The organism is Bacillus sp. 220_BSPC (genome assembly GCF_001054655.1).
Classification (GTDB): domain Bacteria; phylum Bacillota; class Bacilli; order Bacillales; family DSM-1321; genus Peribacillus; species Peribacillus frigoritolerans.
This window is the reverse complement of sequence record NZ_JVPL01000093.1, coordinates 1-17,699: the sequence shown is the minus strand read 5'-3', so window position 1 is coordinate 17,699 and position 17,699 is coordinate 1. Positions and strand designations below refer to the sequence as shown.

The 17,699-nt window shown below is 41.9% G+C and carries 15 protein-coding genes and 3 pseudogenes; 10 read left to right on the top strand and 8 right to left on the bottom strand.

The genetic code is table 11. The features are described 5' to 3' along the window. Positions 1 to 161: 161 nt before the first annotated feature. The 3 genes from ADA55_RS05950 to ADA55_RS05940 form a co-directional block, all read right to left on the bottom strand. The gene (locus ADA55_RS05950) at positions 162 to 821 is read right to left on the bottom strand and encodes an SIMPL domain-containing protein (RefSeq protein ID WP_048680521.1); all 660 of its coding nucleotides are present in this window, start codon (positions 819 to 821) and stop codon (positions 162 to 164) included. 139 nt (positions 822 to 960) lie between these two features. Further along, positions 961 to 1,155: a YwbE family protein gene (locus ADA55_RS05945; protein ID WP_034316239.1), complete on the bottom strand. Its 195-nt coding sequence runs from the start codon at positions 1,153 to 1,155 to the stop codon at positions 961 to 963. Between the two features lie 112 nt (positions 1,156 to 1,267). Beyond that, on the bottom strand, positions 1,268 to 2,788 hold the full coding sequence (locus tag ADA55_RS05940; protein ID WP_048680518.1) for an FAD-dependent oxidoreductase: 1,521 nt from the start codon (positions 2,786 to 2,788) through the stop codon (positions 1,268 to 1,270). 368 nt (positions 2,789 to 3,156) lie between these two features. Here ADA55_RS05940 and ADA55_RS05935 point away from each other — a divergent pair. Further along, positions 3,157 to 3,471, top strand: a pseudogene (locus tag ADA55_RS05935) (hypothetical protein); the annotation flags it as partial. A 102-nt stretch (positions 3,472 to 3,573) separates the two neighbouring features. Here ADA55_RS05935 and ADA55_RS29195 read toward each other — a convergent pair. Next, a pseudogene (locus ADA55_RS29195) lies at positions 3,574 to 3,755 on the bottom strand (FAD-dependent oxidoreductase); the annotation flags it as partial. A gap of 448 nt (positions 3,756 to 4,203) precedes the next feature. Between ADA55_RS29195 and ADA55_RS05930 the strand changes: the two are divergent. After that, on the top strand, positions 4,204 to 5,397 hold the full coding sequence (locus ADA55_RS05930) for a ParM/StbA family protein (protein WP_048680510.1): 1,194 nt from the start codon (positions 4,204 to 4,206) through the stop codon (positions 5,395 to 5,397). Between the two features lie 8 nt (positions 5,398 to 5,405). Next, positions 5,406 to 5,948 (top strand): hypothetical protein, encoded by a 543-nt coding sequence (locus ADA55_RS05925; RefSeq protein WP_048680506.1) that lies wholly within the window; start codon positions 5,406 to 5,408, stop codon positions 5,946 to 5,948. 96 nt (positions 5,949 to 6,044) lie between these two features. Here the strand turns inward: ADA55_RS05925 and ADA55_RS05920 are convergent, their stop codons facing one another. After that, entirely contained in the window at positions 6,045 to 7,337 is a 1,293-nt protein-coding gene (locus ADA55_RS05920; RefSeq protein WP_048680503.1) for an NCS2 family permease, read from the bottom strand. Between the two features lie 295 nt (positions 7,338 to 7,632). On the opposite strand from ADA55_RS05920, the gene ADA55_RS05915 reads away from it, so the two are divergent. Genes ADA55_RS05915 through ADA55_RS05905 form a run of 3 tightly spaced genes read left to right on the top strand, consistent with a single transcriptional unit; the run spans position 7,633 to position 11,331 of the window. Continuing rightward, positions 7,633 to 9,186: a DEAD/DEAH box helicase gene (locus tag ADA55_RS05915; RefSeq protein WP_048680500.1), complete on the top strand. Its 1,554-nt coding sequence runs from the start codon at positions 7,633 to 7,635 to the stop codon at positions 9,184 to 9,186. A gap of 15 nt (positions 9,187 to 9,201) precedes the next feature. Further along, on the top strand, positions 9,202 to 10,110 hold the full coding sequence (locus ADA55_RS05910; RefSeq protein WP_048680497.1) for a phosphotransferase: 909 nt from the start codon (positions 9,202 to 9,204) through the stop codon (positions 10,108 to 10,110). A 33-nt stretch (positions 10,111 to 10,143) separates the two neighbouring features. Beyond that, complete coding sequence (locus tag ADA55_RS05905; RefSeq protein WP_226990424.1) at positions 10,144 to 11,331, top strand: class I SAM-dependent methyltransferase; 1,188 nt, start codon at positions 10,144 to 10,146, stop codon at positions 11,329 to 11,331. 107 nt (positions 11,332 to 11,438) lie between these two features. Here ADA55_RS05905 and ADA55_RS05900 read toward each other — a convergent pair whose 3' ends face one another. Beyond that, positions 11,439 to 12,989, bottom strand: a complete 1,551-nt coding sequence (locus tag ADA55_RS05900) for an ABC-F family ATP-binding cassette domain-containing protein (protein ID WP_048680494.1) — start codon at positions 12,987 to 12,989, stop codon at positions 11,439 to 11,441. A 216-nt stretch (positions 12,990 to 13,205) separates the two neighbouring features. Between ADA55_RS05900 and ADA55_RS05895 the strand changes: the two genes are divergently transcribed. Continuing rightward, complete coding sequence (locus ADA55_RS05895; RefSeq protein ID WP_048680492.1) at positions 13,206 to 15,398, top strand: DNA topoisomerase III; 2,193 nt, start codon at positions 13,206 to 13,208, stop codon at positions 15,396 to 15,398. A 54-nt stretch (positions 15,399 to 15,452) separates the two neighbouring features. Here ADA55_RS05895 and ADA55_RS29190 read toward each other — a convergent pair whose 3' ends face one another. Beyond that, positions 15,453 to 15,617: a hypothetical protein gene (locus tag ADA55_RS29190; RefSeq protein ID WP_153246099.1), complete on the bottom strand. Its 165-nt coding sequence runs from the start codon at positions 15,615 to 15,617 to the stop codon at positions 15,453 to 15,455. Positions 15,618 to 15,938: 321 nt separating this feature from the next. Between ADA55_RS29190 and ADA55_RS28280 the strand changes: the two are divergent. Next, positions 15,939 to 16,055 (top strand): annotated as a pseudogene (locus ADA55_RS28280) (YvrJ family protein). A gap of 350 nt (positions 16,056 to 16,405) precedes the next feature. On the opposite strand, the gene ADA55_RS29185 reads toward ADA55_RS28280, so the two are convergent. Then, positions 16,406 to 16,579, bottom strand: coding sequence for a hypothetical protein (locus tag ADA55_RS29185; RefSeq protein ID WP_153246098.1), 174 nt, complete (start codon positions 16,577 to 16,579; stop codon positions 16,406 to 16,408). Between the two features lie 98 nt (positions 16,580 to 16,677). On the opposite strand from ADA55_RS29185, the gene ADA55_RS05885 reads away from it, so the two are divergent. Both ADA55_RS05885 and ADA55_RS29180 read left to right on the top strand, forming a co-directional pair. Then, positions 16,678 to 16,905, top strand: a complete 228-nt coding sequence (locus ADA55_RS05885; protein ID WP_048680485.1) for a helix-turn-helix domain-containing protein — start codon at positions 16,678 to 16,680, stop codon at positions 16,903 to 16,905. Positions 16,906 to 17,120: 215 nt separating this feature from the next. Then, positions 17,121 to 17,543 carry a hypothetical protein gene (locus ADA55_RS29180; protein WP_142398476.1) on the top strand — a complete coding sequence of 141 codons (423 nt, stop codon included), beginning with the start codon at positions 17,121 to 17,123 and terminating at the stop codon, positions 17,541 to 17,543. The last annotated feature ends 156 nt before the right edge of the window (positions 17,544 to 17,699 follow it).

Below are 17,699 nucleotides of genomic sequence, written 5' to 3'. Positions count from 1 at the left end.
GAGGAGGCTTGGCAGACAGTCGGCGGAAAGGGAGCGGATTTCTGAAATCATGAACCTTTTTAAACGAATTGAAAGTAAATTAGTTCTTCTCTAATTTGTCCACAGTCTGAATCCCCCTTTAGGTTGCCAAGGGGGATTTTTAGGATGGAATTTAGTGAGTGCTAGTACGTGTATTCCACCCTTACCGAGGCAGTTATGTTCAATTCACCAGGCTGAATCGGGGTAGTCGCCATTTTTGAAAGGGTACTTGTTTGAAAAAGCATTGGAGTTGCCGTTTCAGATAGTTCTTCAACCCTATTAGGGACTGGGTTCAATGAGATTCCTAGCGTTCGGGCCATGGAGAGTGCTTTTTCGTATGCATTTTTTAAAGCTAGAGAAAGTGCCTGGTTATAGTATGCATCTGGATTGGATAAAGAGAAGCGGATGCTGGTGATTGAATTGGCGCCGCTTCTGACGGCCGTATCGATTATGCTGCCTATTTTCTCGATGTCGGTCGTCTGGGCTTGTATGATGTGCTGGACTTTGTAGTTCTTGAACAATTCCTTTCCGTCAATATAATCATATTGTGGATCGATCCTGTAATCACTCGTTTTCAATTGCTCTTCGGGAATGCCTGCGGATTTAAGTGATGCGATGACATTTGCGATTGCTTGGGAATTGGCTTGCTGGGCCTTTTGCGGGTCCTCATCCTCTGTTATGACTCCAAGGGTGATCGTGGCTTGATCCGGAGCAGCAGATAGCGTCTCTGAGCCGGAAACTTTCAATATATGTTCATCGTTGCGGTAATAATCCCTAACGGGGGCATTGTATTCTTGATTCATTTTGACACCAGCCTTTTTATAGAGATAATCTCACCCCTATTGTACGAATTATGAATGGGAAACATGATTGAAATATCCACCTTTGTCATTAATTCATCGAACAATCACAAAAAAACACTCGGCCTGGACCGAGTGCACATCACTTATGAATGACTTGAACCCTGCCCACCTGGCCATCAGTCAATCTTACTTTAATTCCATGAGGGTGGGTGCTGGAGTTGGTTAAAATATCCTTTACAGTGCCGCTTGTCAGTTTTCCGGTGCGTTGATCTGCTTTAAGTACAATGTCCACAGAGGCACCTGGGGTAATATCTTTCCGGTTTTTACCGTTCATGTTCGATTCATTCCTTTTCAGAGTTATTTGCAGCCATTCAACCATGCAGTAACTTCAGTATAAGGAAAACGGCGGGCCCAGTCGACTATTAGATAAAATCACAAATTGGCAGTCAGCGAATTTTCTTCAATGGTTCGACAGCAGGGCCATTCAACACTTCACCAGCGATGGAGTAGCGGGAGCCATGGCATGGGCAATCCCAAGTACGGTCGCCGCTATTCCAGGCAACTTCACACCCCATGTGTGTACATGTGGAATCAACAATATGAAGCTGGCCATCATGGTCACGGTAACACCCAGCTTTGTCTCCATCCACCTTCACGATTGCTCCTTCATCAATTCCTATGTCTTCCGGCGTTTTATGATTGATAGCCAATTTGCCTTTGATGAGATGCTTCGCCACATCAGCATTATCTTGGAGAATATTCTTCACGCCTTTTAAACGGGCAGGATCATACAATTCCGCATACCGGTTATCTTTTTGCAAAATCCGGTCAGTTAAGATCCTGGCGGCAATCGATCCATTCGTCATTCCCCATTTCGCATAGCCGGTAGCTATCAGGACGTTTTGTTGGTTGGATGTCACTGGACCGACGAAGGGGATATTATCCGGTGTCACGATATCCTGTGCCGACCAGCGGTAGGGAATGTCTTTTACATCAAAATACTGGGCACTGAAGTCCTTCAGTGCTTCATAATGCTCGATCGTCGAGATTCCCTGGCCTGTTTTATGGCCATCTCCGCCAACAAGTATAAGTTTTTCCCCATTGTCCAATTCCGTATAGCGAAGGGAGCGGCTAGGGCTGTCTGCACTGTAATACATCCCGCCTGGATACTCCTGTTCAGTCCTGATGCCAAGCACATAGGACCTACTTACATGAACACGGGCAAAGTATAAGCCCTTTTCATCATTGAAAGGGAAGTGGGAGGCCACGATAACCTGATTGCTTTTGATGGAATGTCCCGTATCCGTCAGAACGGTTGGTGGATCGCCGTCTTCAATCTTCATTGCCGTTGTCCGTTCATAGATTGTGCCTCCTGCATCGATAATTGTCGAAATGAGGGACGTTAAATATTTTAATGGGTGAAACTGTGCTTGATCTTTCATTATCACAGCAGCTTTACATGGAATGGAGAAAGGGATATTCTCCGCATAATCCCCCCGAATGCCAAGTTTTTGATAGGCTCTCAGTTCTTTTTGGATTTTGCTTATATATTCGTCCGTATTTGCGTACACATAGGCATCCTGTGCAGTCAAATTACATTCAATGGAATGTTCTTCTACCAAGTCTTTAATCAGCTTCATTCCATCTGTATTGGCTTCATAATAAAGCTTGGCATTCTCTTCGCCATGGTCAGTGATCAACTGGTCGTAAATCAGGCCATGCTGGGCCGTGATTTTTGCTGTAGTGTGTCCCGTCGTTCCGGTAAGGATTTGGCCTGTTTCAATCAGTGTGACTTTAACACCTTGTTTAGCAAGTAGATAAGCAGATGTGATTCCGGTAATTCCGCCGCCTACTATTAAGACATCAGTGGTTATGTCTGTATCTAGTTTAGAAAAAGAAGGGAATTTCAACACACTGCGCCAATAAGGTTCAGGAAATCGGGGAAGGTCTGTATTTTTTTCAGTCATTTGAATACCTCCATACAGTTCATTAGTGAATCGTCCATTTATTACCATACCCAAATCCGCTATTTATACGCTTATTTTTGTAAGAAGAAAGACTAAAAAAAATACATTATTTGGTTTGTTTGCAATTTTGTATACATGTAAACAAAAATAGTTAGTTTGTAAACAAATATGTATACATGTTTACAAACACGTACACATGGCTATATATAAGGTGTATACATATTTGTTCCTAATGTATACAAAAATGAATACAATTCGACAAATGAAAATAAAGCTACAGCTAATGAAGCATCGACTAATATAGAAATCTCTTCTATCGAGAGTGCTCCACCTAATTTTTATCTATGAAAAAGGGGGGATGTTTTTAGATGAGTTCTAGAATCGCAGCAGTAGATGTAGGAAATGATGTTAAAACTATTTTTGGAAGGCTAGAGCTTACAACAATATATACCAAATGTCATTGCAAAAGACATGAAGATCGGCCAGTCATAGGAATCGAAGAACTCGATGTAAAAAAAACTTGGAAGGGATACATGTTAGAGTCCATTCACCAGCCTTGCAAGACAATAATGCCATTAATCGTGTCGGAAATTTAGCTACAAAAAGTTAACCCAACAGAACTAGATTTGGGGAGCAGTAAATCAGAGGAGGAACAAACATTAGTATTTGCGTATACGCATCTTGTACATTCAATAGAATGTTCTTCTATCAATCCTTTGATAGCTCCGTTCCTTCAGTGTTGGCCTCATATAGTATAGTCTGGCCTATTCCTCACTGTGATCAGTAATAAATTGGTCGTAAATCAAGCCGTGCTGGACCGTGATTTTTGCGGTTGTGTGCCTGTTGTTCCATTAAGGGTCTAATCTGCCTCAATGAATGCGTCTTTCACACCTTGCTTGGCTAATAGATAAGCTGAAGTGACACCCGTAATTCCGCCACCAACAATTAAGACATCAGTTGTTATATCTGTCTAGCTTAGAAAACGAAGGAAGGATAAAGTGCTGCGCCAATATGGCTACGGATATTAAGGAAGTTCTGTATTTTTTCGGTGATTTTAATATCTTCATACGTTTCATTAGTGGCTTGTCTAATTTATTACAATGACCAAATTCTCCTTTTTTACGCTTTCTTTTATAGAAGAAGATTATTAAAAGTTAGTTTTTTTGTTTGTTTGCAATATTGTATGCATGTAAACAAAAATAGTTGGTTTGTACACAAAAAAGTAAACACGTTTACAAATGAGTACACATGGCTATATATAACGTGTGTACATATTTGTTCCTAATGTGTACACAAATGAATACAATTCGACAAATAAAGCTACAACTTATGAAGCATTGACTAATATAGAAACCTTTTCTATGCTTAATAGAGTGCTCCACCTAAATTTTTTATGAAAAAGGGGATGTTTTTAGATGAGTTCTAGAATCGCAGCAATAGACGTAGGAAATGATGCAATTAAAGCTATTTTTGGAAAGCTAGAGTCTGAACTATATATACCAAATGTCATTGCAAAAGACATTGAAGATCGTCCGGTCATAGGAATCGAAGAACTCGATGAAAAAAACCCATTGGAAGGGTTACATATTAGAGTCCATTCACCAGCCTTGCAAGACAATAATGCCATTTATCGTGTCGGAAATTTAGCGACAAAAAGTGATAACCCAACAGAACTAGATTTGGGGAGCAGTAAATCAGAGGAAGACCAAACATTAGTCATGCTTTTTGCGGCTATTGCATTGGATGCTGCCAAGCAAGGGAATAATGATAAGTTCAAAAAAGTAAATAACGTTGTCGAAGCGAATTATACGCTTGGAACAGGTCTACCTCTTCGGGAAGTTAAGGAAGGGAAAGATGTTGGGTACCGTTCGAAGCTACTGGGATCCGTTCACCAAGTAGAATTTTTAATTACACCTAAATACCAAGGTATTAAGGTTAATATCAAATTTGATGAAGTGAAAGTCTATCCAGAGGGCTTCGCCGCATACATTAATTTAGTCATGGACAATGATTTGAATATCATTAACCGTGAATTAATAGATAGAAGAATTCTCATTCAAGATATTGGCGGACTATCGACAGATATCGCGGTCATTAAAAACCGTAAAGTTGACGATGATAAGGCGCAAGGATTCAATCTAGGAGTAGCTGAGGCCCTAGAATCTATTCGTGAAGAAATCAGAAAAAAACACGGTGTCGAGCTGGATAGCAGACGAGATGTCGTTGAAATCATCACGAAGAAAAACGATCGTAACCATATTATGGTTCGCGGAAGCCGGACAAGCGTCCATGATATCGTTGACCGGATTTTAGGAGAACTTGCGAAAAAGCAATATCGCCATCTGCGCAACGTATGGCAGAAAAACTCGCAAACGGAAATCTGCTATTTTGTTGGCGGAGGTTCGATTGTCTTGAAAGATTACCTGAAAACGCTCAATCAGAATTTTGATGGCTACAATATCGACTTTTTTGAAGATGAACGGGAAAGCGTTTGGATGATGGCCAACGCCTATTATAAATTGATTTCGGATTTTAATCGCCGGAATTCAAAGGAACAGCAGCAATCCCACCAAAAGAAGAAAGAACAAAGATCAGGTGCTGTTAAATAGGTGAGAGAATGAAAAAAACAGCTTCTTCTGAAATCAAAAGAGGACAAGCCATCACTTTTCGTATCCCTTCAGATGTATCAGATTATACGTTAAGGCAGCTGCAGAAATTGAAAGAAACGGAAAGAAGGAATTTTTCCAGTAAAATTGCCGAGTATGTTCTCGATGGAATCGGACAATCGACCCATCAGGAACGGGAAATGATTGCCCTGCCCATGCCGAACAAGCTTAGCAAATCTCAGCGTGACTGGCTCAAGCATTCCCACTCAGAAGCTATGCTTGGAACGATTATGTACCATCTTTTATCCGATCCTTTACGCGCAACAGCCTTGCTAGCCTCATTAGACAGCAATGTAATTAATGAGGAGATTTATTTGCAGGATGAGCCCGAAGAACAGGATAATGAAGTGGTGCAGGCAGAAATATCTAAGAAAGATTTGGATGACTTTGATTGGAGTTTGGAAAAAACCACACAACAAGTGGAGGAACCAGAACCTGAAGAGGAAAATCTTGACGATCTCCTGGGTGATTTTCTTGATCAAATGAACCAATGAACATATAGGAGGATATCCGGCGACAAGTTGGATATCCTCCTTTTTCTTTGTGGGGGCTAAAAAAAGAGGAACCACAAGGGATTCCTCTTAAGATGATCAAGCCAGGAAAATCAGTTGGTAAAGGAATAAAACGGCAAACATGTACACGAACGGATGCACTTCACGGAATTTGCCTCTTGCCATTTTTAAAATGGGGTAGGCGATGAATCCGAGTGCTATCCCGTTGGCGATGCTTGATGTCAAAGGCATGGCGACAATGACCAAAAAGGCTGGAAATGATTCATCAAAGTGTGTCCAGTCAATTTCATTAATGCTCTTAATCATCATGCTTCCGACGATGATCAAGCTAGGTGCCGTGATTGCCGCTACATTTGAGACAGCTCCTATCAGCGGGCTGAAGAAGGCGGTGATTAGGAATAGGATGGCCACCACCAAAGCGGTTAAACCTGTCTTGCCCCCCGCTCCTACACCAGCTGATGATTCAACCGAGGCAGCGGTCGGGCTTGTACCGAACATGGCGCCGACAGTAGTGCCGACGGAATCTGCAAAGAAGGCACTGCCGGATTTTTCAAGCTTATTCTCCTTCAGCAATCCAGCTTGACGGACAATGCCTAATAAAGCACCGGTCGTATCGAATAGCATGACAAGCAAAATGGAGAAGACGACGCCATAAAGCCCGTAGTTAATGACATCGGCGATAGATGTGATGGGATTGGCGACTATAATCCCTTCAGGTAAGGAAGGAGTGGAAACCAGACCGCTAATTTCCAATTGTCCTGTAAAGAAAGCGATTATGGCAGTCACGATCATTCCGATGAATATCGCTCCCTGCACATTGCGAACGATCAGTACGATCGTTATGACCAAACCAACCAATGTAAGCGCCACGCTGGGATCCCTGAAGCTTCCAAGGGTAACCAGGTTGGATTCATGCTGTGTGACGACACCTGACAAACGCAGTCCGATGAAGGTGATGAAAAGCCCGATTCCGGCACTGATAGCATGCTTCAGGTTATTAGGGATGGCCTCGATCAATTTTGAGCGGAAAGAGGTTAGGGATAAAAGGATAAAGATGATACCGGTAACAAAGACTGCAGAGAAAGCAACTGTGTATGAGATATCATGGGTTCCCAATACCGAGTATGCAAAATAAGCATTCAAGCCCATTGCCGGTGCTATGACAATTGGGTAATTGGCTAAAAGGGCCATGCATAGGGTACCGACTATTATTGCGATTATGGTTGCTGTGAATGCCTGGTCGAATGGAACACCGGCATCAGAAAGGATCATGGGGTTTACAACGATGATATAAGCCAGTGTTAAAAAGGTTGTAAGCCCCGCAAGTACTTCTGTCTTAATATTTGAATTCCGTTCTTTTAATTTAAACATGCGGTCACTCCTTTTTTCTATGCAAAAAATCCTTGCAAAAATCTACAAGGAGGAGATGCTTACCCTTTTTCAAGTAAGTAGCTCGATGATAATAAATCTTATAAATTATATTAGAAAAATAACTAAAGTACAATAGCACGAAAAATTTTAAGGTACAGGTTTTCTCGAAAATAGATAATGATATACTAACAAATAGCTTAGACTAAGGATAATGACATGAAGTGAACGAACCTGTTACCATTAAAGTGGATTTATCAGTCAATTAAATGAAGAAATTCAGAAAGTAGGCCCATACATGACAGAATTCATCGACCTTGGCGTCAGCCCGGCGATTAATAAGATATTAAAGCAAATAGGAATATCCGCCCCTACCCCGATTCAGGAGAAATCGATACCAGATATCCTTGCTGGAAGGGATGTCATCGCGAAGGCGCAGACGGGAACGGGGAAGACTTTGGCCTTTTTGCTGCCAATCCTGGAAAAAGTCGATCCCGCCGCATCCCACATACAATCATTGATCGTAACGCCAACCAGGGAATTGGCTTTGCAAATCACTGCTGAATTGAAAAAATTCGCTAATGAAATCGAAGGGCTTCAAGTGCTTGCAGTTTATGGCGGACAGGATGTCGAGCAGCAAATGAAAAAGCTGACAAGAAACATCTCCGTGGTGGTAGCCACGCCAGGCAGGTTATTAGATCATTTACGAAGAGGCACCATCGATCTCTCACAAACTGGAACACTTGTGCTTGATGAAGCTGATCAAATGCTTCATATTGGGTTTTTACCAGAAGTGGAAGAGATCATGGGACAGCTTCCAGAGGAGCGCCAAACGCTGCTCTTTTCAGCGACGATGCCTGAACAGGTGCATCAATTGGCTAAACGCTACATGACTAAACCATTAACAGCAGCTGTGAAGGCTGAGCAAGTAACGGTCGAGAAAATCAGGCAGCTTGTCATCGAGACGACCGATCGTGCCAAACAATCTTCATTAATCAACATGATCAAAGAAGAACAGCCATACCTTGCAATCATATTTTGCCGTACAAAACGTCGCGTTTCGGTATTGAATGATGCCCTGAAGGCAGCTGGATTCAATTCTGAAGAGCTTCATGGTGACCTTTCACAGGCAAAGCGGGAACGTGTCATGAAAAACTTCAGAGACGCAAAACTTCAATATTTAGTGGCGACGGATGTTGCTGCACGAGGGCTTGATGTAGAAGGCGTGACCCATGTGTTTAATTACGATGTTCCCGAGGATGCAGAAAGTTACATCCACCGAATCGGCCGGACGGGCCGCGCGGGTGAGAATGGCTTGGCTGTCACCTTCATAGCAACGAAGGATCTTCAGCTTTTAAGCAATATTGAAAAAGGGATCTCCATGAAAATCGAAAGAAGGACGATTGAGGGAGTGAAAATGTTCCAACCCGATGAGGTGAGGCAAAAAAGGAAGCGTCATGATGACACTTCTGATGAGGGTACCCGCCGACCGCGTTCGGGAGGGGGAAGGAAACATCGGGAACGGATCGATACGAGAGGACCGAATCGAGGCAGTCACCGTTCTGTAAACCAAGCGGACAATCGTGAAGTCGAGAGGGAGAAACCACGTGGAGGCCGGATGGAAACCAGCCGCGGACCCAAACGTGATGATTCACGGGGAGTCCGTTCGGAAACCAGCCGCGGGCCAAGGCGAGAGAATCCGCGAAGTGGCCGCTCGGAAGACAGCCGTGGACCAAAGCGTGACAATCCACGAGGAGGTCAAAGAGACAGCCGTAGATCAACTAGTACACAAGGGGCGAGTAATCGCAGAGGTGGATCTGGCAGCAGCCCCAATAGAGGGAGAAACCGGTAAAAGGGGGAGACGGGAGTGAACAAGCCTTGGTTGGCAGAATATCCAGTTTCTCTGGAGCTGGCAGGGAAATTGATCATGCTGCAGTTTCCGGAAATTGAGTTGAAAGAGATCAAGCAACTTGGGGAGGGTTTCGATAATACGGTCATACAAATCAATGGGCAATTTGTATTCCGTTTTCCCCGCCGCCCTATTGCAGTTACGTTGATTCAAGTGGAAAATCAGCTTTTGCCTTCCATTGCAGGCACTTTTCCGCTTGCTATCCCTGAACCCATTTTTTTTGGGAAACCAAGCAGTTTGTATCCTTATCCTTTTACCGGTTATAAAATGGTGAAGGGACACTTGCCTGTAGAAGGAACAAAAGCAAATAAGTTTGAATCGGCAAAAAGATTTGCCCGCTTTTTAAAGGTTCTTCACAGTTTCCCTGTCGAAAGGGCTATGTGTTTGGGTGTGCAGCCTGATGGGATGATGAGGCTTGATGTTCCCTATCGAAAGAAATCACTTATGGAAAATATCTCGAATCTAATAAAGCTAGGATACTTTGAACAGGCGCATGCAGTGAAGGATTTTGTTGAAACCTTAGGTGAATTGGATGTTCCGCACCCGATTTCACTCGTTCACGGAGATATTCATATCCGGAATGTTTTACTTGATGACGAAGGCGTTCTCGCAGGTGTCATTGATTGGGGAGATGTCCATATCGGGAATCCAGCCATTGATTTCTCTTTTTTATACAGTTATTTCCCAAAAGAGGTGCGCAGGGCTTTTTTCGAAATCTATGGTGAAATCGAAAAGGAAACAGAGAGCCTAGCCCGGTTCAGAGCGATATATATGCTTGTTACATTACTCGTTTATGGCATAGATCGCCACGATGAAGAGCTGATTGCCATTACGAGTACCGGTTTGGAATTTGTTATGGAAGAATAATTGTCATGCTCTTTTGATGTTTAGGAGGTACATATGAAGGCAAGTTATTATCAAATAATCACATTAATGGCGAACATATTGGATCACGCTAATATTCCCTACCAATATACAGGTCGATCTGCTCTTTTCGTACAAGGAGTGGATATCGATGAATATAAGAAAATCGACATGGATGTACAATGGGATGTCTTTAATGAGGCTTTAGATCTTTTTTCCGAATACGCGCCAACAAAGCCTGAAAGAAGTCCTGAGACTGCATTCTTTCTAATGGATGTCGAGGAGATATCTGTCACTGTTCGCTGCCGGTTTAACACGACCATTAAAACGGACCCTTATCGTTTATCCATAAAGATGGGGGATATGGAGGTTTGGTGCAGGTCGTTATACAGTTATTTATACGAAGAAGAAATGAGAAAGTTCAGTGCCGAGATTCATGCTTACTTATCAGCCGAGCAGAAGGGGTTCACAGCGGAAAATGAACAGGCCTGGAACCAGAATAATTATTTAGCGCTTGTCAATCGTTATGGAGATCCCGTTGAATTGGCATCAAAAATCAAACAAAACCCAAAATGGAGACTGCACCCTTTTTATAAATATATGGGGGAAATATCCGGCAAAAAAATCACTCATTTGATGGGATCGAACGGTGTTAAGGCAGTTGCACTGGCCATATTGGGAGCAGAAGTGAAAGTCGTTGATTTTTCCCAGGAAAACGCAATGTTTGCAAATGAGCTGGCAAGTGGCGCCAATGTCTCCATCGAGTATATCGTTTCGGATGTCCTTTCGCTATCATCCGAGCATGAATCAGGGAATCAGGATTTGGTTTTAATGGAGCTCGGTGTCCTTCATTACTTAATAGATCTGCAGCCGTTATTTGAAAAAATTAAAAAGATGCTGAAACCCGGAGGCCGATTCGTACTGCATGAATTTCATCCGATTTCAACAAAGCTCATTACTTCAAATGGTAAAAAACATAAAATGACAGGCAACTATTTCGCTCCGGCAATCGAAAACAATGAGGTCGCATTTTCGAAGCATTTGCCGGATGAGGAAAAAGGGAGCCTTTCAAGAGTTGTACAGCGTAAGTGGACAATCGGGGAACTTATAACGTCAATAGGTCAATCAGGACTCGTTATTAAAGTGCTCGAGGAAGAACCGAATCATAAAATCCATGATATTGGGCTTCCGAAAACATATACCTTGGTGGCGGAACGAGTTTAAGCTGCATGATGAGGAAATGAAAGCTGACTGAAGGAGCCTTTTCAGTCAGCTTTTTTATTTATTCCTTAATAAAGGGGATGCCGCTTCTGCGACATCCCCGAAAAAAATTAATTTTGTGCCGACCATTCCTCTACATCCCATACTTTGGTTACCCAATCTTCATAAAAATCAGGTTCATGGCATACGAGGACAATCGTTCCTTTATACTCTTTCAATGCTCGTTTCAGTTCTTCTTTTGCAACGACATCCAAATGGTTCGTCGGTTCATCGAATAACAGCCAATTGCTTTCGGTAAGCATGAGTTTACATAGGCGCACTTTAGCTTGTTCTCCACCGCTTAAATGGCTCATCGGACGTGTAATGTGCTCGTTTTTCAAACCGACACGGGCAAGAATAGCACGTACCTGCGGTTGGTCCAGATGCGGAAATGCATTCCATACTTCATCGATCGGCGTCGTATCGCCTGCTTTCACTTCTTGTTCAAAATACGAAGAAAAAAGGAAATCGCCAAGTGATCTTTTACCGCCTAGAGGAACGATTTTACCCAAAATCGTTTTTAATAGAGTGGATTTACCAACTCCGTTACAGCCGACCACGGCAATTTTTTCTCCCCGCTCGATGGTCATGGACAGCTTCGGAAGCAATGGGCGGTCATATCCGATTTCCAGATCTTCACCTTCAAAGACATAACGGCTGCTCGCACGTGACTCTTTAAAGTCAAAGGTAGGTTTCATTGCAGTTTCCGGACGATCGATGCGTTCCATGCGATTCAATTGCTTTTGACGGCTCTTTGCCCGTCCGGTCGTTGAATAGCGTGCTTTATTCTTTGCAATGAAATCTTCCTGCTTTTTAATGAATTCGCGCTGTTTTTCATAGGCGTTAATATGTTGGTTTTTATTCAATTCAGCCAGCTCAAGGAACTTTTCATAAGTTGCCGTATAACGGGTCAATTTAGAAAATTCAAGATGGAAGATGACGTCGACGACGCCGTTCATGAACTCGGTATCATGCGAAATCAATAGAAATGCATGTGGATATTCCTTTAAGTAGCTGCTCAGCCAGCGGATATGCTCCACATCCAAGTAGTTCGTCGGTTCATCAAGAAGCAGTACTTCAGGCTGTTCCAAAAGTAGCTTGGCTAGTAAAACCTTTGTCCGTTGTCCGCCGCTTAAGGCAGAGACATCACGGTCCAAACCGATTGCATCCAACCCTAAACCGCGGGCCGCTTCTTCAATTTTAATATCCAGATTGTAAAAACCGCCGGCTTCCAGCCTGTCCTGGATTTCACCCATTTGTTCCAAGAGTTCTTCAAGTTCCTCCGGAGTGGCCGTACCCATTTTCTCTGTAACTTCATTCAGTGCTTTTTCCTGCTCGAATAAAGGCAAGTAGGCATCCCGTAAGACGTCGCGAATCGATTTACCTTTTGATAGTATAGTATGTTGATCAAGATAGCCATATTCGACACCAGGTGTCCATTCGACCCGGCCATCATCATGGATAAGTTGTCCTGTAATGATATTCATCATCGTTGATTTCCCGACACCATTTGCCCCGACCAGACCAACATGTTCGCCGGCCATCAGGCGGAAGGAAACATCCTTGAATAAGGTACGGTCGCCAAAGCTGTGTGCTAATTTATCTATAGAAAGTAAGCTCATTTTATATTGAACCTCCCAATTAATTTGAAAAAATCCCTACGTTTCATCATACTAAAATCTGCACGGGAATGCTATCTAATCTATTAATTTACATATATGTGGGTACGGGGAATCCTTAAAGTGAACCAATCGATCCAATGCCATGGTGCATTATCGCCCTGTCATAAATTATATGAGATAATAGAGGAACCAGTTTAAAAGCGAAAGGATGTTAATATGAGTAAAACAGTCGTACTGGCCGAGAAACCTTCGGTCGGCAGAGATATAGCAAAAGTGCTGAATTGCGGGAAAAAGGGGAATGGCTTTTTTGAAGGCGATCAGTATATCGTCACTTGGGCACTGGGTCATTTGGTTACCCATGCAGATCCGGAATCTTATGATGAAAAATATAAAACGTGGCGCCTTGAGGACCTCCCCATGCTGCCGCCTGCTTTGAAATTGGTCGTGATCAAGCAATCAGGCAAACAGTTTCAATCGGTTAAAACACAATTGAATCGCAATGATGTCAAGGATGTCATAATTGCAACGGATGCAGGCCGTGAAGGGGAACTTGTTGCACGCTGGATTCTCGAAAAAGCGAATGTGAAGAAGCCGGTCAAGCGGCTTTGGATTTCCTCTGTAACGGATAAAGCGATCAAAGATGGATTTAAAAATCTGAAAGATGGCAAGGAGTATGAAAATCTATTTGCCTCTGCTGTAGCAAGGGCGGAAGCGGACTGGATCGTTGGGATGAACGCGACGCGTGCCCTAACGACCAAGCACAATGCCCAGTTATCCTGCGGGAGGGTCCAAACGCCGACACTTGCGATGATTGCAAAAAAAGAAGAGGAAATAAAACAATTCCAGCCTAAGAAATATTATGGCGTTTCGGCAATTGCAGAACCCAATTTGCGCCTCGTCTGGCAAGATGCCCAATCAAAAGATATCCGCACATTTGATAAAAACAAGGCAGAAAAGGTTCTGGCAGCCGTGAAGGGGAAAAGTGCAGAAGTGGTTGAAGTGAACAAGGCACATAAGAAAAGTTTTGCCCCTTCCTTATATGATTTAACAGAACTTCAACGGGATGCCAATAAGAAATTCGGCTATTCGGCGAAGGAGACGTTATCGATCATGCAGCGCTTATATGAAAGCCATAAGGTCTTGACTTATCCAAGGACGGATTCACGCTTTTTATCAACGGATTTGGTTGATACGCTAAAAGAAAGATTACAGGCTGTAAGCATTAAACCATATGCCCAGTATGCATCAAGGATCCTGCGCAGCCCGATTAAAACAAATAAATCGTTCGTGGACGATAGCAAGGTTTCTGATCACCATGCAATCATCCCCACTGAGCAAACGCCGCTGCCGGGAAAACTGAGCGACAAAGAATCGAAAATCTATGATTTGGTCGTTAAAAGGTTCCTTGCTGTATTGATGCCGCCTTTTGAATATGAACAAACGACCATCACCGCAAAAATGGGGCAGGAGACGTTCATGGCAAAAGGGAAGGTCGTCCTGAAGTCAGGCTGGAAGGAAGTTTATGATCACCAATTCGATGAGGAAGAAGCTAAAGATGGCCTTGCTGAACAACTGCTTCCGAACGTTCAAAAAGGTGACAGTTTAACCATTTCGACTGTGAAACAAACAGAGGGTGAAACGAAACCGCCAGAACCATTCAATGAGGGGTCTCTTCTTTCGGCAATGGAGAATCCTGCTCGTTTCATGGCAGGGGAAAGTAAAGAGCTCATCAAGACCCTTGGTGAAACTGGCGGGATTGGAACTGTTGCAACACGTGCGGATGTCATTGAAAAACTGTTCAATAGCTTCCTGATCGAGAAGAGAGGAAAGGGCCTTCATGTCACCTCGAAAGGAAAACAACTTCTTCAATTGGCACCTGAAGATTTGCGTTCTCCAGCTTTGACAGCTCAATGGGAGCAAAAGTTAACGGCGATAGCAAAAGGAAAGCTGCCAAAACAGGCTTTCATCGGCGATATGCGCTCCTACGCCAAAAATATCGTCCATGAAATCAAAAATAGTGACCAAAAATTCAAGCATGATAACGTATCAGGAACGAAATGTCCTGATTGCGGCAAGCTGATGCTGGAAGTGAATAGCAAAAAGGGAAAAATGCTAGTCTGCCAAGATCGTGAATGCGGGCATAAAAAAAGTGTTTCACGTGTAACAAATGCCAGATGTCCCCAATGTCATAAAAAGATGGAAATGCGCGGTCAAGGAGAAGCACAGACATTCACCTGTAAATGCGGTTTTCACGAAAAACTATCTTCTTACAATAAACGAAGAGGGCAAAATAAAAATCAAAAAGTATCCAAAAATGAAGTATCCAATTATATGAAAAAGCAAAATAAAGAAGAGCCGATCAATACTGCATTGGCAGATGCCTTGGCGAAACTGAAATTCGATAAATAAAAGAAAAAGGATGGAGCAATCGCTCCATCCTTTTTCGGTATATTCCTGCTTCGACTAAATTTCATTCAGTACGGTGCCATGTAATTCATATTCAAGTGTTTTGTCAGTGTGTGTGTGTTTATCCGAATCTACTCGTTTGAGCGTACTGAATGGCTTCTGATCACCCGGACTGAAAATTGCTTCATCATTCTCTGGATTCCATAGGCTGTAAATACTCATGATCGTATCCTCCTCCTTTGGATGAGAAGACTAGTAATTCCCATGTTTGATTATCATCCAACTCTTCAATTGACTCTAACGCTGATCACCGGGACTAAACACCGCTGCGTCATTCTCTTTGTTCCATTGGCTTCTGATTGTACTCATCATGCACTATCATCTCCTTTGGTGAGAATGTCTTACAGTATTTGTATACCCGGATTGGACAGGTTAAAACATATATTATAAAAAAACATGATTATATCCAGAAATCAGTATTTTTTTGATATTTATATGGCTTGATGAACCATTGGTTACTTAAAGCCTTGTGGTTCTGCGTAAATACCCCTTTGGGTATCTTAACTTGGAAACTTCGGATTTCCTATAGCGATTACCATTTATCTATTCCTACGGTTTGAAAAGAAAATAGAAAAATTAGTCCTTGATAGTCATTTGTAAAATGAAGGCCCCCGATTACATTGCCACTTAGATGTAACTCATCTACCCCGGTGTCAAGCACTGATACAACTACATTTTTTCCCGTAATATTTTGATCCCACTTTTGATCAGCTCCAATTTGAATAATATTAGGTAGATATATATCTTCTTTAAAGCCCGCCTTTTTATTTACTGAATATAAGGCAACCATATTATTCATGCGAATCCCTGCTTCATATATAAAGGGTAATAAATCATGGGAATTACAACCCAAAAAAACGCATGAATAATTCATACGCCAATAATAAAAAGATGGAGAAGGGGACATATATCAAAAGAAAAAACGGTAGTTTTTAATGACTACCGTTTTTTCATTTCACTTTCTTTTCTTTTCTAAAAAATAAAAGGGTACTTAAGGCAATAAGTAAAATCAATCCCCCTAGAGCAGCAGGGATCATACCAAATCTGTCGTTTAAATAAATAAAGGTAAATACGGGAAACACAAAAACCAAAACCATTTTTAAAACATACACATTTTTTGTCATAATATCCCTCCTAATACAGACTATCACAATTTATGTTTAACCCACTGTCCTATTTTGGACATTCTGGTGACTAAATAAAATCTAGGAGGGTGCCGAACATGTTTAAATTAGGGAAGCCGAAGAGTAAATTCGGAAGGTATATAGATCAACATGAAATTTCACAACAAGAACTTGTAGAAGAGAGCAAAGTTAATAAAGCAACAATTAGTCGGATTTGCCAGGGAGATGCTTTTCAACCATCAATGAAGAATGCAGGGAAGCTGATTAAAACATTGAGAAAACTTACTGGGGAACACGTCGACTACGATGACTTTTGGAATATGTAAATAATAATACTCTTCAAATAGAAAGCACTCAGTTTGTAGTACACCAATCAAATTAATAACATAGGTTTGTGAGTTTAGGTAAGACTTTGATCGAAGTCACTTATATAATTTATTTATAGTGAAAATGACCTAATTTTTATATATTACATGTCTAACATGTGTTACTATGTTCGGGTTTAGAAAAATATTCAAGGATTGTTAAAATTGAAAAAAACATGAAAAAAATGTATATTGTCATGTTAATCTCAATAATAGGGATTACTGGACTATTTACATTTACACCAAGTGCATCAGCAGCATCAGGTTGTTCTGATATTTCAACTGGAAGTGAATTTCAAAGAACTTTCAAAGTATGTGGAAAAGATTCCGGATCCGATGTTGTAGGAACAATAACGTTATCTGGCTATCAATCTATTAGTAAAACCTATTGGAAAATGGATCTACAAAGATCTGTTAATGGAAGTTATACAACAATCGGAACAAGGACAGGTTACATAGATTTTGGAAGCCCTTCAAGTAGAACGTTCACAGGCGTAGCTGAAAAGAATGCGAAAACTAGAATTAAGGTAACGTTTTATACTAGTTCGTCTTATTCAACAGTAAGCGGTACTGTTTATTCAGGATACTGGTATAGATAACATCACGATGTCATTGTCGATTACAAACACAAAAAAGCTCTCTCCTCAAAGGTTAGTGCTTTTTTGTGAAGGCTCTTTTCGTAAAGGTTGTTGTTTTTAAAACGATACTATTTAAGGTTGATTGGAGCGGAAGTGCGAGACTCCTGCGGGAGCAGC

Coding starts and splice junctions, on each gene's coding strand:
- ADA55_RS05940 (WP_048680518.1), bottom strand. CDS start 2,788: ATGACTGAAAAAAATACAGACCTTCCCCGATTTCCTGAACCTTATTGG.
- ADA55_RS05905 (WP_226990424.1), top strand. CDS start 10,144: ATGAAGGCAAGTTATTATCAAATAATCACATTAATGGCGAACATATTG.
- ADA55_RS05925 (WP_048680506.1), top strand. CDS start 5,406: ATGAAAAAAACAGCTTCTTCTGAAATCAAAAGAGGACAAGCCATCACT.
- ADA55_RS05950 (WP_048680521.1), bottom strand. CDS start 821: ATGAATCAAGAATACAATGCCCCCGTTAGGGATTATTACCGCAACGAT.
- ADA55_RS29180 (WP_142398476.1), top strand. CDS start 17,121: ATGAAAAAAATGTATATTGTCATGTTAATCTCAATAATAGGGATTACT.
- ADA55_RS05895 (WP_048680492.1), top strand. CDS start 13,206: ATGAGTAAAACAGTCGTACTGGCCGAGAAACCTTCGGTCGGCAGAGAT.
- ADA55_RS05930 (WP_048680510.1), top strand. CDS start 4,204: ATGAGTTCTAGAATCGCAGCAATAGACGTAGGAAATGATGCAATTAAA.
- ADA55_RS05920 (WP_048680503.1), bottom strand. CDS start 7,337: ATGTTTAAATTAAAAGAACGGAATTCAAATATTAAGACAGAAGTACTT.
- ADA55_RS05900 (WP_048680494.1), bottom strand. CDS start 12,989: ATGAGCTTACTTTCTATAGATAAATTAGCACACAGCTTTGGCGACCGT.
- ADA55_RS05945 (WP_034316239.1), bottom strand. CDS start 1,155: ATGAACGGTAAAAACCGGAAAGATATTACCCCAGGTGCCTCTGTGGAC.
- ADA55_RS29185 (WP_153246098.1), bottom strand. CDS start 16,579: ATGACAAAAAATGTGTATGTTTTAAAAATGGTTTTGGTTTTTGTGTTT.
- ADA55_RS29190 (WP_153246099.1), bottom strand. CDS start 15,617: ATGAGTATTTACAGCCTATGGAATCCAGAGAATGATGAAGCAATTTTC.
- ADA55_RS05915 (WP_048680500.1), top strand. CDS start 7,633: ATGACAGAATTCATCGACCTTGGCGTCAGCCCGGCGATTAATAAGATA.
- ADA55_RS05885 (WP_048680485.1), top strand. CDS start 16,678: ATGTTTAAATTAGGGAAGCCGAAGAGTAAATTCGGAAGGTATATAGAT.